This window comes from Mycobacterium lehmannii (assembly GCF_001499925.1).
GTDB lineage: Bacteria > Actinomycetota > Actinomycetes > Mycobacteriales > Mycobacteriaceae > Mycobacterium > Mycobacterium lehmannii.
In genome coordinates this window covers 199,043-218,094 of sequence record NZ_LQIR01000001.1, presented here as the reverse complement: position 1 = coordinate 218,094, position 19,052 = coordinate 199,043, and the positions used below count along the sequence as shown (strand labels likewise).

Annotated in this window: 19 protein-coding genes; 11 read left to right on the top strand and 8 right to left on the bottom strand. The window is 66.6% G+C overall.

Going from position 1 to position 19,052, the window contains the following annotated elements:
- The first annotated feature begins 3 nt into the window (after positions 1 to 3).
- From AU192_RS01065 to AU192_RS01040, 6 genes are read left to right on the top strand one after another with little or no spacing between them, the layout of a single operon-like run.
- Positions 4 to 1,224 (top strand): MCE family protein, encoded by a 1,221-nt coding sequence (locus tag AU192_RS01065; protein WP_242656877.1) that lies wholly within the window; start codon positions 4 to 6, stop codon positions 1,222 to 1,224.
- On the top strand, positions 1,221 to 2,243 hold the full coding sequence (locus AU192_RS01060) for an MCE family protein (RefSeq protein ID WP_064393849.1): 1,023 nt from the start codon (positions 1,221 to 1,223) through the stop codon (positions 2,241 to 2,243). Before AU192_RS01065 ends, AU192_RS01060 begins: the two co-directional genes overlap by 4 nt.
- The gene (locus AU192_RS01055; protein WP_064394169.1) at positions 2,243 to 3,325 is read left to right on the top strand and encodes an MCE family protein; all 1,083 of its coding nucleotides are present in this window, start codon (positions 2,243 to 2,245) and stop codon (positions 3,323 to 3,325) included. Before AU192_RS01060 ends, AU192_RS01055 begins: the two co-directional genes overlap by 1 nt.
- A complete protein-coding gene (locus tag AU192_RS01050) occupies positions 3,322 to 4,770 on the top strand; it encodes an MCE family protein (RefSeq protein ID WP_064393848.1) in 1,449 nt (482 codons plus the stop codon). The genes AU192_RS01055 and AU192_RS01050 overlap by 4 nt, the downstream gene beginning before the upstream one ends.
- Positions 4,767 to 6,014: an MCE family protein gene (locus tag AU192_RS01045; RefSeq protein ID WP_064393847.1), complete on the top strand. Its 1,248-nt coding sequence runs from the start codon at positions 4,767 to 4,769 to the stop codon at positions 6,012 to 6,014. Before AU192_RS01050 ends, AU192_RS01045 begins: the two co-directional genes overlap by 4 nt.
- On the top strand, positions 6,014 to 7,552 hold the full coding sequence (locus AU192_RS01040) for an MCE family protein (protein WP_064393846.1): 1,539 nt from the start codon (positions 6,014 to 6,016) through the stop codon (positions 7,550 to 7,552). The genes AU192_RS01045 and AU192_RS01040 overlap by 1 nt, the downstream gene beginning before the upstream one ends.
- Positions 7,553 to 7,557: 5 nt before the next feature.
- Here AU192_RS01040 and AU192_RS01035 read toward each other — a convergent pair whose 3' ends face one another.
- The gene (locus AU192_RS01035; RefSeq protein ID WP_064394168.1) at positions 7,558 to 8,070 is read right to left on the bottom strand and encodes an Rv2253/PknI dimerization domain-containing protein; all 513 of its coding nucleotides are present in this window, start codon (positions 8,068 to 8,070) and stop codon (positions 7,558 to 7,560) included.
- A 168-nt stretch (positions 8,071 to 8,238) separates the two neighbouring features.
- On the opposite strand from AU192_RS01035, the gene AU192_RS01030 reads away from it, so the two are divergent.
- Together AU192_RS01030 and AU192_RS01025 are read left to right on the top strand one after the other, a co-directional pair.
- Positions 8,239 to 8,673, top strand: coding sequence for a hypothetical protein (locus tag AU192_RS01030; protein WP_423202661.1), 435 nt, complete (start codon positions 8,239 to 8,241; stop codon positions 8,671 to 8,673).
- A gap of 69 nt (positions 8,674 to 8,742) precedes the next feature.
- Positions 8,743 to 9,606, top strand: a complete 864-nt coding sequence (locus AU192_RS01025) for an EamA family transporter (RefSeq protein ID WP_064393845.1) — start codon at positions 8,743 to 8,745, stop codon at positions 9,604 to 9,606.
- Between the two features lie 91 nt (positions 9,607 to 9,697).
- On the opposite strand, the gene AU192_RS01020 is transcribed toward AU192_RS01025, so the two are convergent.
- The 4 genes from AU192_RS01020 to AU192_RS01005 form a co-directional block, all read right to left on the bottom strand.
- Entirely contained in the window at positions 9,698 to 10,543 is an 846-nt protein-coding gene (locus AU192_RS01020) for an ABC transporter permease (RefSeq protein WP_064393844.1), read from the bottom strand.
- Positions 10,540 to 11,415: an ABC transporter permease gene (locus AU192_RS01015; RefSeq protein WP_064393843.1), complete on the bottom strand. Its 876-nt coding sequence runs from the start codon at positions 11,413 to 11,415 to the stop codon at positions 10,540 to 10,542. Before AU192_RS01015 ends, AU192_RS01020 begins: the two co-directional genes overlap by 4 nt.
- Positions 11,416 to 11,418: 3 nt before the next feature.
- On the bottom strand, positions 11,419 to 12,597 hold the full coding sequence (locus AU192_RS01010; RefSeq protein ID WP_064393842.1) for a polyamine ABC transporter substrate-binding protein: 1,179 nt from the start codon (positions 12,595 to 12,597) through the stop codon (positions 11,419 to 11,421).
- Positions 12,598 to 12,688: 91 nt separating this feature from the next.
- Positions 12,689 to 13,762 (bottom strand): ABC transporter ATP-binding protein, encoded by a 1,074-nt coding sequence (locus tag AU192_RS01005; RefSeq protein ID WP_233151500.1) that lies wholly within the window; start codon positions 13,760 to 13,762, stop codon positions 12,689 to 12,691.
- Positions 13,763 to 14,172: 410 nt separating this feature from the next.
- Between AU192_RS01005 and AU192_RS01000 the strand changes: the two genes are divergently transcribed.
- Positions 14,173 to 14,601: a type II toxin-antitoxin system Rv0910 family toxin gene (locus tag AU192_RS01000; RefSeq protein ID WP_064393840.1), complete on the top strand. Its 429-nt coding sequence runs from the start codon at positions 14,173 to 14,175 to the stop codon at positions 14,599 to 14,601.
- A 27-nt stretch (positions 14,602 to 14,628) separates the two neighbouring features.
- Here AU192_RS01000 and AU192_RS00995 read toward each other — a convergent pair whose 3' ends face one another.
- From AU192_RS00995 to AU192_RS00985, 3 genes are all read right to left on the bottom strand, one after another.
- Positions 14,629 to 16,101 carry an MFS transporter gene (locus tag AU192_RS00995; protein WP_064393839.1) on the bottom strand — a complete coding sequence of 491 codons (1,473 nt, stop codon included), beginning with the start codon at positions 16,099 to 16,101 and terminating at the stop codon, positions 14,629 to 14,631.
- A gap of 90 nt (positions 16,102 to 16,191) precedes the next feature.
- Positions 16,192 to 17,058, bottom strand: coding sequence for an alpha/beta fold hydrolase (locus tag AU192_RS00990; RefSeq protein ID WP_064393838.1), 867 nt, complete (start codon positions 17,056 to 17,058; stop codon positions 16,192 to 16,194).
- A 62-nt stretch (positions 17,059 to 17,120) separates the two neighbouring features.
- Entirely contained in the window at positions 17,121 to 17,549 is a 429-nt protein-coding gene (locus AU192_RS00985; RefSeq protein WP_064393837.1) for a MerR family transcriptional regulator, read from the bottom strand.
- A 46-nt stretch (positions 17,550 to 17,595) separates the two neighbouring features.
- Here AU192_RS00985 and AU192_RS00980 point away from each other — a divergent pair, with 46 nt between their 5' ends.
- Both AU192_RS00980 and AU192_RS00975 read left to right on the top strand, forming a co-directional pair.
- Complete coding sequence (locus AU192_RS00980; protein ID WP_064394166.1) at positions 17,596 to 18,210, top strand: class I SAM-dependent methyltransferase; 615 nt, start codon at positions 17,596 to 17,598, stop codon at positions 18,208 to 18,210.
- Between the two features lie 137 nt (positions 18,211 to 18,347).
- A complete protein-coding gene (locus AU192_RS00975; protein ID WP_064393836.1) occupies positions 18,348 to 19,049 on the top strand; it encodes an SDR family NAD(P)-dependent oxidoreductase in 702 nt (233 codons plus the stop codon).
- Positions 19,050 to 19,052: the final 3 nt, after the last annotated feature.

The window sequence follows — 19,052 nt, the reverse complement described above, 5'->3', positions numbered from 1 at the left end:
ACGTTGACAACCAACCAGCAGGCGGCGGTGCCCGCACAGCCGCGCGAATACGCAAGACCGGCAGCGGGACTAGCCGCCGTCCTCGCAATCGTCGCGGTCGTCGCCTTCGCCATCGCGCTTTTCCGCGGCGACTTCACCAAGACCGAACCGGTCACCGTCATCACCGACCGCGCCGGCCTGGTGATGAACCCCGACGCCAGGGTCAAGCTGCACGGCGCTCAAGTGGGCACTGTCGCCTCGATAGAACCTCTGCCCAACGGTCGTGCCGCGATCCACCTCGCCATGGATCCCTCCGCGATGGAGCTGATCCCGGCCAACGTGCGTGTCGACATCGCGTCGTCGACGGTGTTCGGCGCGAAATCCGTTGCGCTGGTTCCGCCCGCGGACCCATCCCCGCAGGGGCTCCGAGCCGGCCAGGTGCTCGACGCCGACCACGTCACCGTCGAGATCAACACCATCTTCGAACAACTCGTGTCGGTGTTGAACCGCATCGAGCCCGCCAAACTCAACGAGACGCTCGGGGCCTTGGCCTCGGGTCTGAGCGGACGCGGCGAGAAGTTCGGGCAAACGCTGTCCGATCTTGACGCGATGCTCGCGAAGATCGATCCCAGCCTGGGGAACCTGAGCCACGACATCGCGGTCATGCCACAGGTTCTCGAGGCCTACGCCGACGCCAGCCCGGACCTGCTGGCCATCGTCGACAATGCCACCAGTATCAGCGACACGATCGTCGACAAACAGCAGGACCTCGACACCCTGTTGCTCAGCACGATCGGGTTGGCCGACATCGGCGACGAAGTGCTGGCGGGCAACCGCAAGGCGATCACCGACGTCGTCCACCTCCTGGTGCCGACGACCGATCTGACCAACCAGTACAACCCGGCGCTGAATTGCCTTCTGGCAGGCATGGTCCCGCTGGCCACCGCCGCACCCACACCGGTGCCCGGGGTGCTGCTGCTCGACTCCTTCGTATTAGGCTCCGAACGCTACCGCTATCCCGGAAACCTGCCGAAGGTCGCGGCCAAGGGTGGGCCCCAGTGCGCGGGACTGCCCGACGTCGGCTACGAAACACGGGCGCCCTACGTCGTCAGCGATATCGACGCCAGCCGCGCGCAGTACGGCAACCAGGGCATCCTGCTGAACTCCGATGCGCTCAAGCAGGCGCTGTTCGGTCCGATCGACGGTCCGCCCCGCAACACCTCGCAGATCGGACAACCGGGATGAGCGGCGGCAGAACAGTCATCAAGCTGAGCGTTTTCGGTGCGGTGATGCTGCTGCTCACCGCCGCGCTGTTCGCGATCTTCGGCCAGTACCGCACCGGGTCCGCGCACGACTACTCCGCGGTGTTCACCGACGTCTCCGACCTGAAACCCGGGGATTCGGTGCGGGTTTCGGGTATCCGCGTCGGCACCGTCCGCGACGTCTCCCTGCAACCGGACAACACCGTCGTGGTCACCTTCGACGCCGCCTCCGACATCGTGCTCACCACCGGGACCAAAGCCGCGGTGCGTTATCTCAACCTGGTCGGGGATCGCTACCTCGAACTCCTCGACGGGCCCGGCTCGACGAGAGTCGCCGGACCCGGCTCACGAATTCCCGCCGACCGCACCGAGCCTGCCCTGGATCTCGACCTCCTTCTCGGCGGGCTGAAGCCCGTGATTCGCGGCCTGAACCCCGACGACGTCAACGCGTTGACCCGCTCCTTGATTCAAATCCTGCAGGGGCAGGGCGGGAACCTCGAATCGCTGTTCGCCAAGACCGCATCCTTCACCAACTCGATCGCCGACAACGGCGAGACCGTACGGAACCTGATCGACAACCTCAACGCGGTGCTGGCCACCATCGCCAAGGACGGGAACAAGTTCTCCGGTGCGGTGGACCGCCTCGAGAAACTGATCACCGGCTTGGCCGCCGACCGCGACCCGATCGGGGAGGCGATCACCGCACTGGACAGCGGAACCGCCTCGCTCGCCGATCTGATGACCCAGGCCCGCCCACCGCTGGCCGGCAGCGTCGACCAGCTCAACCGCGTCGCTCCGCTGCTCGAGAAGGACATACCGCTGCTCGACATCTCCCTGCAGAAGGCGCCGCAGAACTACAAGAAGCTCGTGCGTCTCGGCGCGTACGGAAGCTTCCTGAACCAATACCTGTGCGGAATATCCGTCAGGGTCACCGACCTCCAGGGCCGCACCGCGCACTTCCCATGGATCCTGCAGAACAACGGAAGATGCGGGGAGCCCTGATGCTGAAATACCGTGCCCCATCGCTGATCCGAGCCGGATTCATCGGCGTTGTTCTCATCGTCCTGATCATCGCCGTCGGGCTGCAACCCGAGCGGCTGTGGTCGTGGGCCACCGCCGTCAGATATCAGGCGCTGTTCACCGAGGCCGGCGGTCTGGCGCCGGGCAACGACGTGAAGGTCTCCGGTATGACGGTCGGCTCGGTGTCCGATGTCTCCCTGGACAAGGGCAAGGCCCTCGTGACGTTCACCGTCGACGGAAAGGTCCGCCTCGGATCGCAGACCACGGCGCACATCCGCACCGGCACCCTGCTGGGGGAGCGCACGCTGGCCCTGGAACCGGCGGGCGATGACCGGCTGAAGCCGCTGTACGTCATCCCGCCGTCGAGGACCTCTTCGCCGTACTCCCTGACCGAGGCGGTCAGCGAGTTCACCGCCAACACAGCCGACACCGACACCGCATCGATCAACCAGGCCCTCGACACGCTCTTGGACACGATCGACCGGATCGCGCCACAACTCGGACCGACCTTCGACGGGCTGAGCCGGCTGTCGCGCTCACTGAACGGACGCGACGAGTCGCTGGGTCGGCTGCTCGAGAGCGCCGCCGACGTCACGGGTGTGCTGTCCGAGCGCAGCGAGCAGCTGAACACCTTGATCCTCAACGCCAACGACCTGATGGGTGTTCTCGAGACCCGCCGATACGCCATCGTCAGCCTGCTGGCCAACACCTCGGTGGTCGCCCGCCAGTTGACGGGCCTGGTGCACGACAACGAACAGGAACTGGCGCCGACGCTGCAGAAGCTCAACGCGGTCTACGACATGCTCGAGCGCAACCGCGACAACATCGCCAAGGCGCTCTCCGGACTGGCGAAATATCAGGTCACCCAGGGCGAGGCGGTCAACAACGGGTTCTACTACAACGCGTTCGTCGGCAACCTGCTGCCCGCACAGTCGCTGCAACCGTTCCTCGACTATGCGCTGGGCTATCGCCGCGGCGTGAACGCCGGGCAACCCCCCGACAACGCGGGGCCCCGCGCCGAATTCCCCTTCCCGTACAACGGTATTCCGGGCGGGTCACGATGATCGCCCGCAAACCGCTGTCAACCGCGCTGCTGGTGGTCCTGGTGGGACTGCTCGTCGGCGGAACCACCGTGGTGATCCGCCAGTCGTTCTTCGGCCCCAGGACCATCACCGCGTACTTCACCTCCGCCACCGCGATCTACCCCGGTGATGAGGTGCGCGTCGCCGGGGTGCGGGTCGGCACGATCGAAGCGATCGAGCCCGACGGCGCCCAGGCCCGCATGCGGCTGTCCGTCGATCGTGACGTGCCGATCCCCGCCGACGCCAAGGCGGTGATCGTGGCGCAGAACCTGGTGTCCGCGCGTTACGTTCAGCTCGCCCCCGCCTACGAGACCAGCGGTCCGACCCTTCCCGACAACGCCGTCATCGGTGTCGACCGGACGGCGGTGCCCGTCGAGTGGGACGAGGTCAAGGAACAACTGACGCGGCTCGCAACGGATCTCGGGCCGAGCGGCGACATTTCGACGACATCGGTCAGCCGCTTCATCGACAGCGCGGCCAACGCCATGAACGGCAACGGCGACAAACTCCGCGAGACCATCACGCAGCTGGCACAGGTCGGCCGAATCCTCGCCGACGGCAGCGGCGACATCGTCGATGTGATCGTGAACCTCCAGACCTTCGTCAACGCACTGCGCGACAGCAACGCGCAGATCGTGCAGTTCCAGGACCGCCTCGCCACGGTGAGCAGCGTCGTCGATTCGAGCAGGTCCGATCTCGACGCCGCTCTCACCTATCTCGCCGAAGCCGTCGGCGAGGTGCAGCGGTTCATCGCGGGCAGCAGAGATCAGACCGCCGAACAGATCCAGCGCCTCGGCGCCGTCACACAGAATCTCGCCGACAACCGACTGGCCCTGGAGAACGTGCTCCACGTCGCGCCCAACGCGATCGGCAACGGATACAACATCTACAACCCCGACACCGGCACCATGATCGGCGGCTTCGCGTTGGCGAACTTCGCCAACCCGGTGCAACTGGTGTGCTCGGCGATCGGGGCGGTTAAGAACGCCACGGCGCCCGAGGCGTCGAAGGCATGCGCGGAATACCTCGGGCCCGCACTGCGATTGCTCAATTTCAACTATCTGCCGATGCCCTTCAACGCCTACCTGCAGAAGTCGCCGAGCCCGGACAACCTGATCTATTCGGATCCCGCGCTGGCACCCGGGGGAGCCGGCGGCGCTCCGGTACCCCCAGAAGCCGCGCCGGCGGTATCGGCGTACACCGGCGCCGGTGATGTGCCGCCGCCGGCGGGATGGGCCACACCGGCCGGCCCGCCCGGCGCCTACGCCCCGCACGGACTGCCGGCCGCACCGCAGCCCGCGCTGTTCCCGGGTGCGCCGATTCCGCCCGGCCCACCGCCGACGGTCTCGCAGCCGACGACCCTCGAGGACATGTTGCTGCCCGCCGAAGCACCGGCACCGCCGGCGACCCCGATGGGGCCATCATGACGCGCACCCGTTCTGTCCGCCGACTGGTCGTCATGGCGTGCTTCCTCGCCCTCGCAGTGACCGGGTGCACGTTCGAAGGCGTGAACTCGCTGCCGCTCCCGGGCACGGTGGGCCGGGGAGCGGGCGCCGCCGTGTACTACGTCCAGGTCGCCAATGTCGGCTCCCTGGAACCCAATTCACCGGTCATGCTCGGCGACGTCGTCGTCGGGAGCATCGGCAAGATGAAGGTGACGAACTGGCACGCCGACATCGAGGTGTCGGTGCGGCCCGACGTCGTGATACCGGCGAACGCGGTGGCGACCGTGGGGCAGACCAGCCTGCTCGGCTCGATGCACCTGGCGCTGGACCCGCCTCTGGGCCAGGCGCCCAGCGGCGCACTGGAACCCGGGTCGACGATCGGACTGGACAGGTCGTCGACGTACCCGTCTACCGAACAGACGCTGTCCTCGCTGTCGGTCGTGGTCAACGGCGGCGGCCTCGGACAGATGGGTGACATCGTCCGTGAGTTCAACGCCGCGCTGAGCGGACGCGAGGACCAGATCAGGGACCTGCTGGTCCGGCTGAACGACTTCATCGGGATGCTCGACACCCAACGCGACGACATCAATGCCTCCATCACCGCGATGGACCGGATGACGAGCGCGTTCGCCGCCGAACGCGGCGTGATCACCGATGCGCTGCAACGCATTCCGCCCGCTCTCGATGTGCTGATCAAAGAACGCCCGCGCATCACCGAGGCGCTGGAGCGGCTGGGACGGTTCAGCGACACGGCCACCGGGCTGATCAACGACACGAAAGACGACATCGTGCGCAACCTCGCCAACCTCGAACCGACGTTGCGCGCACTCGCCGACGTCGGCCCGAACCTGGGCACCGTCCTGGCCTACGCGCCGACGTTCCCGTACACGCAGAGCTTCATCGATCGTGCGATCCGCGGCGACTACATGAACCAGTTCATCGTGTTCGACTTCACCATTCCGCGGCTCAAGCGGGGCCTGTTCCTCGGCACCCGCTGGGGGCAGGAGGGCGCGCCGATGGTGCCCGCGCCGGGCGATCCCTGGTATCTGACCTACACCCTGGACCCGCTGAACGCGCCGATCACGCCGGCGCCCACCGAGGTCGCCGAGCCACCGCCGTTGGTTGAAAGCGTTGACGGCTCGGAAGATTCGGCCGCAGTCGTCGTTGACCACGGGTCCGGTCTCGCGGCGGACGGCGCGGCGGTCGTCGGGGGAGGCGGCAACTGATGTTGACGCGCTTCGTCCGCAATCAGCTCATCATCTTCACCATCGCCTCGGTGCTCGGCATCGCGTTGATGGTGTTCGGTTACATGCAGGTGCCGACGCTGCTGGGCATCGGCCGCATCACGGTGCAGCTCGAACTGCCCGGCACCGGAGGCCTGTACCGGTTCTCGAACGTGACCTATCGCGGTGTCCAGATGGGCAAGGTCCTCGACGTGCGCGCCACGCGCGAGGGCGCCGTCGCGACGCTGTCGCTGAACACCTCGCCGAAGGTTCCGGCCGACACCCGAGCCGCCGTGCGCAGCGTGTCCGCCGTCGGCGAACAGTACGTCGACCTGGTGCCCGATGACACGAACGGACCGTTCCTACAGGACGGCTCGGTCATCCCCCGCGAGAAGACCTCGGTACCGCAAGCCGTCGGTCCGATGCTCGATCAGGTCAGCGCGCTGATCGACAGCATTCCGAAGGACAAGATCAGCGGTCTGCTCGACGAGTCGTTCAAGGCGTTGGACGGGGCCGGATACGACTTCGGTTCGCTGATGGACTCGTCGGCGAAAGTCGTCGGTGACGGCAACGCGATCGCCGACAGGACGCGGGCGTTGATCGACGACAGCCGCCCGCTGCTCGACGGTCAGGCGCAATCGGCCGACGCCATCCGCAGTTGGGCGCGCAGCGTGGCGGGTATCACCGGTCAACTGGAGGCCGATGACGCGCAGATGCGCACGATCCTAGAGACCGGTCCCGGCGCGGCGGACGAGGCCTCGCGGTTGTTCAACGACGTCAAGGCCACATTGCCCGTGCTGTTGGCCAACCTGACATCGGTCGGCGAGGTCGGCGTGACGTATCACGCTGCGCTGGAACAACTTCTGGTGCTGTTCCCCCCGTATGTGGCGGCGACGCAGACCGTCGGCGTGGCGCGCAACAACCCCACCGGCATGGCGCTGGGGGACTTCACGCTGGTGATGAGTGACCCGCCCGCCTGCACGGTCGGATTCCTTCCGCCCAGCCAGTGGCGCTCACCCGAGGACGAGACGATCGTCGACACGCCCGACGGTCTGTACTGCAAACTGCCGCAGGATTCGCCCATCGGGGTGCGCGGGGCACGGAACTATCCGTGCCTGGGGCAGCCGGGCAAGCGCGCGCCGACCGTCGAATTGTGCCAGAGCGACAAGCCGTTCGAGCCGTTGTCGATGCGCCAGCATCCGCTGGGCCCGTACCCGATCGATCCGGGCCTGATCGCTCAGGGCGTCGCGCCCGACGACCGCGTCGACTTCGACGAGCGGATCTACGGTCCGGTGCAGGGCACGCCGATGCCGCCCGCCGAACCAGGCGAGGCTGCGCCGCCGCCGCCGTCCGGTGTTCCAGGTCCCGCCGCGGCCCCGAGTTCCTCGAGTTCCGGTGGCGGGCCGTCCGTCGCCTTCGCCCCCTACGACCCGCAGACGGGTCAGTACGCGACGCCCGACGGGCAGGTGTTCCGGCAAGCCGATCTGGTGGCGCCCGCCGGTGCGCGGAAGTGGCAAGACCTCCTGGTCCCGGGTGGGTGATTCGGTCAGCCGTTGTTCTTGACGAGCTTGAACGGCATGGTGATGAAGACCGGTTTGCTGACGCCGCACGCGCCGCTGGGGCCGGTGGTCTGGTCTTCACCCGCCAGTGTGGTCGACGCGGGGTCGGTCATGCTGCCGTCCTCGTTGACGGGGACGAACCGGAACACCTGGAGACCGGGGGCCGCCGTGCCGTCGGGACACGGAATCCAGTCCTGGACGGTGTGCTTGACGTACCAGACGCCACCCGTCTTGTAGATCGGCGCTGTCCAGCCGAAGTCGCTGACGACCGTGCCGGTGCACTCGGTCGGATAGCTGCACGTCGTGGTGATGGTCCAGGTGCTGCGCAGGCTGGCCTCGTCGCGGAACCTGTCGTTGGTCTTGGCGTATTCGCCGTTCGAGGTGGCGGTGTAGCGGCCGTTGAGGCCCCACTCGTTGTCGGTGGCCTGGGCGCCGCCGGCCAACCCGATGCCCGTCACGGCCACGGCGACGACACCTGCCGCGACACCGGGCATTCGCATCGCCGTCTCCTTCACCGATCGTGACGAACGATCAACCTAGGCCGGTTCCGGCGGGCACGACGATCCGCGTCCGCTCAGTGGAACAGGTGATCCCGCTCAGCGGCACCACCGCCGTCGATCGTCGTCGCTATGACGTATCAAGGAACCGTGCCTGTCCGACGCCGTTCCGTGGCCTCCGCATTGGCCGGTGTGACGCTGGTCGTCGCGGCGTTGTTCGCCCCCGGTACCGCACGCGCCGAGACCGTCTACGGCAACTTTCATCTCGTGATCCACGGGCGCTACGACTTCCACACGTGGCTGTGGGCCATCTCGCGCTGCCCCGGCGACTGCGTGCACATCCAGGCGACGCCGCAGCCCATCGCGAAAGCGTTTGCCTACCGCGGTGATGCGTACCTCGCCGGTGGCCGGTACACGCTGACCGTCGACGTTCCGGACGGACTGCGGTGCGGCAACGTCTACTACGGTCCGGTGATCCCGACCCGCGACGTTTACTCGTGGGATGCGGTGACCCGGTCGGGCACGCTCGAATCGTCCTTCGCGACCGGCTGTGACGGCGCGCCGGGCGGGACCATCACCTACCCGTTCAGCCTCGCTCGCCTGTAGCAGAGCCACGGCTGGCTGCCGAACGAAATACCGTGGACGCGACCGCTCCACATCCCGTTCAATGCAGGAATGGTGAGCCGTACCCGCAGCGGGGTGCTGATGGCGGTTGCGGCGATGCTGTCCGTGCAGACTGGCGCGGCGGTCGCGGTGACGCTGATCGACCGTATCGGCGCCGAAGGCGCGGCCTGGCTGCGGCTGGCATGGGCAGGTGTGCTGATGCTCGTCATCGTGCGGCCGCGACCAAGCGCGTTCACCTGGGCGACTTTTCGGATGTGCGTGCTGCTCGGTGTCGTCACTGCCGCCATCACCTTATTGTTCATGGCGGCGCTCGCCCGCATTCCCTTGGGCACTGCCAGCGCGATCGAGTTCCTCGGTCCCTTGGCCGTCGCGGTCGCGCACGGGACCGGAAGGACCCGCCTCCTGTGGCCGGGGTTGGCCGCGGCGGGGGTCGTGCTGCTCACACAACCGTGGGCCGGCGAGATCGATCCGGTCGGCGTCCTTTACGCGCTGGCGTCGGCCGCCTGCTGGGCGGCGTACATCCTGTTGACCCAGCGGGTCGGTGACGAGGTGGTGGGCATGTCCGGTTTGGCGGTGTCGATGCCGGTCGCTGGTTTGGTGGCGACGCTCGCCGTCGGCCATCTGGTGCTGCCTCGAATGTCTCCTGAGATCCTGCTGATCGGTATCGGACTGGCGATCCTGCTGCCGGTCGTGCCGTTCGCGTTGGAACTCCTGGCGTTGCGCAGACTCACGACCGCGGCGTTCGGCACCCTGATGGCCCTCGAACCCGGCTTCGCGATGGCCATCGGCCTCATCATCCTGCACCAGGTGCCCGCTCTGCTCGGCGTGCTCGGCATGTGCTTCGTGGTGGCCGCCGGTATGGGAGCTGCGCGCACCGGCGCCCGTACACCGCCGGTTCCCGTCGAGGTGGCTTGAGTTGGACGTCGAGTTCTGCGGGAGGGTCGTGATTCCGCGGAATTTACAGCCCTAGTGCAGAATTCGACGCTGCCAGGTGCCGCAAGTCCCGCTAGACGTCGATCCGCTTGCGCCGGTACAGGGTTCCCGCCGCCAGCAGGATCAGGCTGATTACCAGGATCGCCGTGGCGAGGACGTTGATCTGCGGCGGCACCGCGGCCTTCACCGCGGCATTGACATACAGCGGGTACGTCACCGTCGAACCGCTGACGAAGTAGGTGATGATGAAGTCGTCGAGCGACAACGCGAACGACAGCATCCCGGCGGCGACGATGCCGGGAACGATCAACGGAAGCGTCACGCGGAAGAAGGTGCGCGTCGGGCTGGCGCCGAGGTCCATCGAAGCGTCCTCGAGCGTCCAGTCGAAACCGCGCACCCGCGCGCGCACGGTCATCGCGATGAAGCTGACCTCGAATGCGATGTGCGCCAACACGATCGTCGTATAACCGGTCGCCCAACCCAGGTCGAGGAACAACACCAGCAGGGCGGCGCCCATGACCACCTCGGGCGCCGTCAGCGGCAGGACGAGGAAGGTGTCGACCGCGCGCTGACCCCGCCACCGTTGCCGCACAAGGGCTATCGCCACCAGCGAGCCCAGCACCAATGCAACCGCGGTGGAGACCGCCGCGACGTTGATGCTCAGCTTCAGCGCCTCGGTCAGAGCGGGGTACTTGAAGGGATCGGCCCAGTTGTCCAGGGTGAAACCCTGCCAGGTGTAGTTGAACTTGCCCTTCGGATCGTTGAACGAGAACAGCACGATCACGAAGATGGGCAGGAACAGGTACAGCAGCACCAGCCCCGCTACGGCCCGCAGCAGCCAATCGCCCCACCGCGGCGAGCCCTTAACCCGGCCGCCAGGAGCGGGATTCGTCGCCGCTTCCATCGCCCGGACGGTCATACGAGTTCCTCCGTCCCCAATGCCCGGGTGTAGAGCAGGACACCGACAAGGATGATGCCCATCAGCACCATGCTCAGCGCCGCCGCTGCCGGGTAGTCCTTGACGACCAGGAACTGCTGCTGAATCACGTTGCCGATCATCGTCGTTTGGGTGCTGCCCAGATACTCGGCGTTGATGAAGTCACCCGCGGCCGGGATGAAGACGAGCAGGCTGCCGGCCAGCAGTCCGGGAAGCGACAGCGGCAGGATGACTTTGGTGAAGCTGCGGGTGTTCGACGAGTACAGGTCCTTGGAGGCCTCGATGAGTCGGGGATCGATCTTCTCCAAGCTGACGTACAGAGGCAGGATCATGAAGATGATCCAGTTGTAGGTGAGGCCCCCGATGACGGCCCAACTCGTCGACAACAGCCGCCCGTCGGCGGGCAGCAGCCCGATCGCGTCCAGCGCACCGACTACCCAACCGTTGTCGGCCAGAATGGTTTTCCACGCGATGGTGCGGATCAGGAACGTCACGAAGAACGGCAGGATCACCAGGCCGAGGATGAGGTTCTTGAAACGTCCGGCCTTGAAGGCGATCACATACGCCAGGGGGAACGAGAGCAGCACGCACAGCACCGTCGCGGTGGTGGCGTAGCCGAACGACCGCAGTATCTGCTCCTGATACTTGCTGAACGCCTCGGCGTAGTTCCCGAAGTCCCACGAGAACGTCAGTGTCGGAAGGAAAATCGAGCCGCTCGCCTTCGACAGAGACATCCGCGCCAGGGAGATGAACGGAACGACGAAGAACACCGCCAAGTACACCATCGCGGGCAAGATCATCAGATACGGGGCGATCCTGCTGCGCTGTCGGCCGCTACTGGCGACTCCTGCCATCCATCAACCGCCGGTGACTTCGGCGTACATCGTGGCGTACTGCTGCTTCTGCTCGTCCTCGAGCGGAGCCCAGGCCTTGATCCGGTCGAGGGTGGATCGCGGGGGATTGATCAGCTGGTTCTTGCCCAGATTCGGGTCGATCCGGTCGAGTTCTGCCGTCATGTCCGAGAGCACCGGAACGAACTGCGTGAAGGCGATGAGTTTAGCGTAGTTGGCCCGGTCGTAGACGAAGTCGATCCACGCCTCGGCGGCCTTCTGGTTCTGCGTGGTGTAGGGGATGACCATGGTGTCGAGGAAGTCGGTGCCACCGGTCTCCGGTACCACGAACTGCAGGTCGGGGTTGTCGGCCTGTAGCTGCACCACATCGCCCGAATAAGCTTGTGCGACCACGACATTGCCCGCAGCCAGGTCGTCGGCGTAGTCGTTGCCGGTGAACCGGCGAATCTGGCCCCGGTCGTTCTGCTCGCGGACGAGGTTCACCGCCTTCTGCACCGCTTCGGTGTTGGGCGATGCGGGGTCTCCGCCCTGGGACTGCATGATCATGCCCAGACCGTCCTGGAAGTCGGAAAGCATACTGACGCGGCCCTTGAACGCCGGATCCCACAGATCGTCGATCGTGGTGATGTCGCGTCCGGTGGCGGCGCGGTTGTAAGCCAGGCCGACCATGCCCGTCATGTAGGGCGCGCTCCATTTGCGGCCCGGGTCCATCTGCGCGTCGAGCAGGTCGGGTCGCAGGTTCTTCTTGTTCGGGATGCCGTCTTCGCTGAAGTCGTTGACCCAGTTGAGCTTCCGAATCTGCGAGGCCATGAAGGCGGTGGGCACGACGAGATCGGTACCGATGTCCTGCTTGCGCGACAACGGCTCCTTGACCTTGGCGAACCACTCCTCGTTGTCGTTGAAGTCTTCCTTGTAGTCGACGGTGATACCCGACGCCTGCTGGAAGGCGGCGATGAACCCCTCGGCCATGTACAGCGGCCAGTTCGAGATCCGCAGCGTGCCGCTCGCCGGTCCGCCTTCCTGTGTGGTGGTGCCGGAAGTCCCGCTGTCTGATCCGCACGCCGCTAGGAACGACGGGCCGAGCACCACGGCGGCGGCCGCAGCGGCGCCTCCACCGATGAAGCGGCGGCGCGACGTGCGGTTGGCGGCGAAGCGGGCGAGGCGGGGATCCATCTCGTAGGGCATGGGGCGGCTGTGCCTTTCGTCGGAGGGAGGGGAGGGGCCGACAACTTCCGAGTCGCCGCTCGGGGCGGTGCCGGATCGCCACGGGTGACGATCAGGAATCGTCGAGCATCTCCTCGAGATCCTCGGCGGTGGGAATGTCGGCCGCAGGCAACACGAGTGAGGCGTCCGGTGTCCAGCAGACGTGAACCTCGTCGCCGGGGCGCAGCAGCGGCAGATCCTCCTCGGGCCCGATGTGGGCGATCATCGCCGAGTCATCCGGAGCGGCCAACGACAGCCGCACCAGCGGACCCTGGAAGGTCAGGTCGGTGACCGTCGCGCGCACGCCGACGAGGTCACCGGTGGGAGCATCCATGCATACGCGGATCCGTTCGGGCCGCACCATCAGCGTCGCGTGGCCTCCGGGTTCGATCGTCGTCTCGCCCGGCCGCGCTTTCAGCGTCGAGCCCAGCACCTCGATCTCGACGTAATCCCGGTTGGCCCTTCCGGTCTGCCGACCCGCCCACAGGTTGGCCTGTCCGATGAAGCTCGCGACGAACACGGTGGCGGGTCGGTCGTAGATCTCGGTCGGCGTACCGATCTGGTCGACGTTGCCGGCATTCATGACCGCGATGCGGTCGCTCATGGTCAGCGCTTCCTCCTGGTCGTGGGTCACGTAGATGAACGTGATCCCCACTTCGCGCTGAATACGCTTGAGTTCGAACTGCATCACCTGACGCAGCTTGAGATCCAGCGCGCCGAGCGGTTCGTCGAGTAGCAGCGCGCTCGGATAGTTCACCAGGGCCCGCGCCAGCGCGACGCGCTGTTGCTGTCCGCCCGAGAGCTGGCCAGGACGGCGATCGGCGAAATCGGTCAACCGGACGATCTCGAGGAGCTCGTCGACCCGCTTACGGATCTCACCTTTGGCCAGCTTCTTGCTTCGGGGACCGTATGCGACGTTGTCCCATACCGACATGTGCGGAAACAGCGCATAGTGCTGGAACACCGTGTTGACGTTGCGCTTGTGAGGTGGAACTTTCGAAACGTCGACGCCCTCGAGCCGGATCGCACCGTCGGTGGGGCTTTCGAACCCGGCGATCATGCGCAACGTGGTGGTCTTGCCGCAGCCCGACGGTCCCAGCATCGAAAAGAATTCACCGGAGGCGATGGAGAAGTCCGCGTCCGCCACGGCGACGTAGTCGCCGAAGCGCTTGGTGACGTTGTCGATCTCGATGACCGGGGCGCCCGACGGGCGCGTCGCCTCGTTGTGTCCCGACGATCGGTCGACGGCTCTGGTGTGTGTGCCGGTCAGTGCGGATCCTCCTCAGGACAGCCCCCCGAGCTGTGGGTAAACGATCGCGGATCGAGCGGTCGTTCGCAAGCGATTCCGCAGGGAATTTACATATTCACAATGGAATCCTTCGTCTGATGTGATGCGGGGCACCAGATTCGCGTCACCCGTGCAGTCGTCGGCCTGGCCGGCGGACCGCAGGCCGCGCCGACGCTGAACCGGTGTCTGGATCAGTTTCGCAGTCGGCGCCGCGATGATCGGGCGAAACGCCGTTTACCTGCCCCGCTTCGGGGGGTACGGCACTAGTCATGGCAGCAGTGGACGTTGCGGTGTCGTCGGACCTGACCCCGCACAAAGCGTGGGAGTTGGCCTCGGACCTGAGCCGGTTCGACGAGTGGCTGACGATCTTCGGCGGGTGGCGCAGCGAGGTGCCCGCCAACATCGAGGTCGGGACATGCGTCTCGTCGCTGATCAAGGTCAAGGGATTCCGCAACACCATCCATTGGCAGGTCACCCGCTACGACGAGCCCAAGGTCGTCGAGATGGTCGGCCGGGGCCGCCCGGGCATTCGCATCGGGTTGACGCTGTGCGTCCGCGCCGACAATCCGGGGTCGACGTTTCAGGTGGTCGCCGACCTGTCTGGCGGGCTGTTGAACACCCGCATCGGCAATCTGGTCGCCAAGGTGATCGAATCCGACGTGCGCAAGTCGGTCAGCAATCTGGCCGCGCTGCACTGACCAACGGACGTCGCTGGCTGGGCGGCGTCAGCCCCATTCGTGGTTCATGGCACGCGTTTCGTAACGGGCCTCCACGGAATCCATCGGCCGTGACGACGGACGCGACATGGCGATCAGCACCAGCGCGAGCATCGATGTGATCGCGCCGCCCAGGAAGATCGCGAAGAAGCTGTTCTCCATCGGCACGCCCGTTCCCGGCACCGACCGGCTGAGCAACATCGCGACGACCGCGGCCGCGATCGAACTGCCGATGGTGCGGGCTATCGCGTTCATGCTCGTGGCCACGCCCGTCTCACCGGCGTCCACCTCGCTGACGACCAACGCGGGCAGCGCGCCGTAGCCGAGGCTGATGTAGGCGTTGGCGAGGATGCTCGCGACGATGATCTGCCACGTGTGCGAGTGCACCAACGCGACGAACAGGAAGCCGGCGATACCGGCGACCGCCGCCACGAGGAGCACCGGCCGGGCGCCGAAGCGGTCGATGAACCTACCGCTGACCAACGCGACGATGAACCCGGTGAACGCACCCGGCAGCAGATAGACGACGCTGGCTTCCAGTACCGTCGCGCCGAAGCCGTAACCCGCTGCCTCACGCGGTATTTGAACGAAGAGCGTCAACCCGAGGAACGCGAAGTACAGGCCCATGCCGACGAAGATCGTGGCGACGTTGGTGAGCAGGATCGGGCGCCGGGTGAGCATCGCCGTCGATACCAGCGGGCGGTTGATGTGACGCTCCCACCACCACCAGCCGGCAAGGACCGCCACCAGGCCGACAACGCAACCGAGGGTGGCAGGCGATGCCCAGCCCCACGTCTGGCCCTGGCTGATCGCCAGCAGCAGCGCCGACAGTCCCACCGCCAATCCGACCGCGCCCAGCCAGTCGATAGATCCGGCGACGTGGCGCGGGCGTCGTGGCACCACCAGGAGCACGATCGCGATCACCACGACCGTGAACGCGGTCGTCAACCAGAACACCCGGTGATAGCCGGCGTCACCGGTCATCAGCAGGCCCACCACGACGAGGCCGGTTCCGCCGCCGAAGCCCAACGTCCCGGACAACACCGCCATCGCCGACATCAGACGGTCGGGGGGCAGTTCCTCGCGCAGGATCGCGATGCTGATCGGGTAGAGGGCGTAGGAGGCGGCCTGGAGCACGCGGGCGACGATGAGCAGTTCAAGCGACGACGTGACGGCCGCGAGCAGTGATCCGGCCAGCACGACAACAAGCACGCCGAGCAGGACACGGTGCTTGCTGTGAAGGTCGGCAAGCCGGCCGAGTAGCGGCGTGGCCGCGACGGCGGCCAGCAGATTCGCGGTGACCGCCCAGCCCACACCGACGATGGATGCGTCGAGTTGGTCGGCGATGATGCCCAATACCGGGACGACGGCCGTCTGCAGCACCGCGACGGTCAAGACGACGATGGACAGCCCGGCGACCAGTAGGCGAGGGGAGCGTTCGCGACCGATCGAGGGCGAGTGCGCCGCGCCGGTCTCGACCACAGCCGCTCCGATCCTTAGATGACCTTCCGTTTGGTCGATTATGTCTGCGCGTTCCGGAGGCATCCGTACCGGGCGGTGCAGGCGCCGCGGCTACGTTTCGCTGTGGACGACGGGTTGGGCGGTGGTGCTGATGAAATCGTCGAGCAGATCCACCACGTCGTTCGGCCGCTCCACATGGGCAAAATGCCCGACACCCGGGAGCACTTCCAACCGGCATTCCGGCCGCGCTTCGTGCGCCGCGTAGGCATGGGCGACGGGGATGATCCGGTCTTCGTCGCCCCAGATGGCCATGATGGGCAGCTCGTTGGCCACGTGCAGACGGTTCAATGCGCTGACCGCTTGGCCGCGATAGTCGACGACCGAGCGCAACGTCCGTAGGAAGGCGTGGCGTGTCTGGGCGTCCGCCAGTGAGGAATACGCACTCCACATCTCGGCCCCGCGTGGCGAATGGATTCCCGCCGTGCGGAACCAACTGCGCAGCTTGTTGCCGACCGTGAGAACCGGCGGGGGTGCGATGGCAGGCAGAAGAAACTCGGCTCCCGGCGCCGAGAGCAGGCGAAGTGTCCAGCCGACGTCGGGTCCCAGCCCGCCGCTGCTGATCAGCACGAGGCGTTGGCAGTAGTCGGGATGTTGGTAGACGAACTGCATTGCCACCCCGCCGCCCAGAGACTGGCCGACGATGGTGGCCTTGGAGATCCCGAGCTCGTCGAGCAGATCGCGCAGCCACACCGCGAACGCGCCCAGCGAGTAGTCGCCGCGGGGCTTGTCGGATCGGCCGTGCCCCAACAGGTCGGGTGCGATCACCCGGTACCGCCGCGACAGCTGGGGGATCACCGCCCGCCACGTCTCGGAGCTTCCGGCCATCCCGTGGATCAGCAGCAGCGCTTCTTCACCGCTGCCGACGTCTCGGTAGGCGACGCGGTCGCCGTGCAACTCCAGAAAGTTCATCTCGGTCATGAGCGTGGTCCCTCCCGGTAGGCATCTATACCCGGATCGAGCCGCACATATCGTTCGGATGGTCAGGGATCGGCGTGTTCGGCGGCCAGTTGCTCGACCGATGCGCCGTCGACCAGCCGGTCCAACGCACCGGTCATCGTGGGGCATTCGCGGGCGGGGTGGTCGGCGGGGCAGTGCAGCGCGTGTGTGAGGAACTGCTGGGCCCCGCGCGCCTGGGCGATCACGTCGTCGAGCTGGCCGATCTGCCGGCGCACGAGTTCGCGCCACTGCGGGCTGGGCGCGTCGAGGACGGCCGCGGCGGTGTCCAGCGGCAGCCCCAGTTTCTGGAAGATCTTCAGCAGTGCCAGGCGGCGCAGTTCGTCGACGCCGTACATGCGCCGACCGGCCAGCCGCTTCTGGGGACGAACCAGACCGCGTTCGTCGTAGTAGCGCAACGTCGACGACGCCATCTGCAACCGGGCGGCCGCCTCGCCGATGGGAATCGCGTCCATGCTGACATTTGACTTCAAGCCGGCTTGAAGCGGCAAGCTTGTGGTCGTGAACGCCGCCGAGAATCTGCCCGTCAACCACCACGCCGACCACCCCGGCTTCGCAGGCCCGATCGGCGCGCTGGTCGGGCTCGTCTTGATGCTCATGGGGCGGCCGAGCGCGCGCCTGGCGGCGGACCTCGTTGGGGTCTCGGCCGCGGACACCGTTGTCGACATCGGCTGTGGGCCCGGGTCCGCGGTGCGCGAGGCCGTCCGCCGTGGGGCGGCCGCGACCGGCGTTGATCCGGCGCCCGTGATGCTCCGGCTCGCCCGCATGTTCACCCCCGATGGTTCCGTCGCGTGGACGACGGGCACCGCCGAGCGCGTGCCGTTGTCCGACCAGTCGGCGACCGTGGTGTGGTCGCTGGCGACCGTGCACCACTGGCAAGACGTGGACGCGGGGCTGAACGAGGCGTCGCGGCTGCTGGTCCCCGGTGGCCGCCTGCTCGCTGTCGAACGACAGACGAAACCGGGTGCGACGGGCCTGGCCAGCCACGGGTGGACGCGCCAGCAGGCTGACGCGTTCGCAGAGCTTTGCCGGTCTTTGGGTTTCGCGGACGTGACGGTCGGCGCGCATAAGGCCGGGCGGCGGGACGTGTGGGCGGTCTCGGCCGTTCGCGACTAGCTTTCGGTGCCGATCTTCGGCGTTGAGTGTGCGATCTGCTACACCTGAAGGACGCGCGTCAGCACTCCTTGGTCTGCGGGCGCTCCACTGATCGGCATAACGCCTTCTCTGACAAGGCGTTACGAAAGGACAAGTGAATGAAGACAGCGGTCGTCACCGGCGGCGGCTCGGGAATCGGACGCGCCATCGTGGAGCGCTTGCGCGCCGACGGCTTTCACGTCGCCACGCTCGACCTGGCGCCGAGCGACGAGGAGTTCAGCTTCACCGCCGACGTCACTGATCGCGGTCAGGTCGACACCGCGCTTTCGGCCGTCCGTAGCCAGCTCGGACCGGTGGCGATTCTGGTCAACGCCGCCGGCCTGGACGGGTTTTCGCGGTTCGGCGACATCACGTTCGAGCAGTGGCACCGCGTCATCGACGTCAACCTCAACGGCGTCTTTCACTGCGTGCAGGCGGTACTGCCCGACATGGTGGACGCCGGCTGGGGCCGGATCGTCAACATCTCGTCGTCGAGCACACATTCCGGCGCGCCGTACATGTCGCACTACGTGGCGGCGAAATCGGCGGTGAACGGGCTGACGAAGACGCTGGCGCTCGAATACGGTCCGGCAGGCATCACCGTGAACGCCGTGCCGCCGGGCTTCATCGACACGCCGATGCTGCGAGCGGCAGAGGCGCGGGGCTACCTCGGCGACGTTCAGGCCACCATCGACGCGACCCCTGTGCGCCGCATGGGTAAGCCCGAGGACATCGCGGCCACGTGCGCGTTTCTCGTCTCAGAAGAAGCCGGCTACATCACCGGTCAGATCGTCGGCGTCAACGGCGGCCGCAATACCTAGCTG

Bases quoted from the DNA above. Each gene is read 5' to 3' on its own strand.
- AU192_RS01060 (WP_064393849.1), top strand. From the start codon at position 1,221: ATGAGCGGCGGCAGAACAGTCATCAAGCTGAGCGTTTTCGGTGCGGTG.
- AU192_RS01055 (WP_064394169.1), top strand. From the start codon at position 2,243: ATGCTGAAATACCGTGCCCCATCGCTGATCCGAGCCGGATTCATCGGC.
- AU192_RS01050 (WP_064393848.1), top strand. From the start codon at position 3,322: ATGATCGCCCGCAAACCGCTGTCAACCGCGCTGCTGGTGGTCCTGGTG.
- AU192_RS01045 (WP_064393847.1), top strand. From the start codon at position 4,767: ATGACGCGCACCCGTTCTGTCCGCCGACTGGTCGTCATGGCGTGCTTC.
- AU192_RS01040 (WP_064393846.1), top strand. From the start codon at position 6,014: ATGTTGACGCGCTTCGTCCGCAATCAGCTCATCATCTTCACCATCGCC.
- AU192_RS01035 (WP_064394168.1), bottom strand. From the start codon at position 8,070: ATGCGAATGCCCGGTGTCGCGGCAGGTGTCGTCGCCGTGGCCGTGACG.
- AU192_RS01025 (WP_064393845.1), top strand. From the start codon at position 8,743: ATGGTGAGCCGTACCCGCAGCGGGGTGCTGATGGCGGTTGCGGCGATG.
- AU192_RS01020 (WP_064393844.1), bottom strand. From the start codon at position 10,543: ATGACCGTCCGGGCGATGGAAGCGGCGACGAATCCCGCTCCTGGCGGC.
- AU192_RS01015 (WP_064393843.1), bottom strand. From the start codon at position 11,415: ATGGCAGGAGTCGCCAGTAGCGGCCGACAGCGCAGCAGGATCGCCCCG.
- AU192_RS01010 (WP_064393842.1), bottom strand. From the start codon at position 12,597: ATGCCCTACGAGATGGATCCCCGCCTCGCCCGCTTCGCCGCCAACCGC.
- AU192_RS01000 (WP_064393840.1), top strand. From the start codon at position 14,173: ATGGCAGCAGTGGACGTTGCGGTGTCGTCGGACCTGACCCCGCACAAA.
- AU192_RS00990 (WP_064393838.1), bottom strand. From the start codon at position 17,058: ATGACCGAGATGAACTTTCTGGAGTTGCACGGCGACCGCGTCGCCTAC.
- AU192_RS00985 (WP_064393837.1), bottom strand. From the start codon at position 17,549: ATGGACGCGATTCCCATCGGCGAGGCGGCCGCCCGGTTGCAGATGGCG.
- AU192_RS00975 (WP_064393836.1), top strand. From the start codon at position 18,348: ATGAAGACAGCGGTCGTCACCGGCGGCGGCTCGGGAATCGGACGCGCC.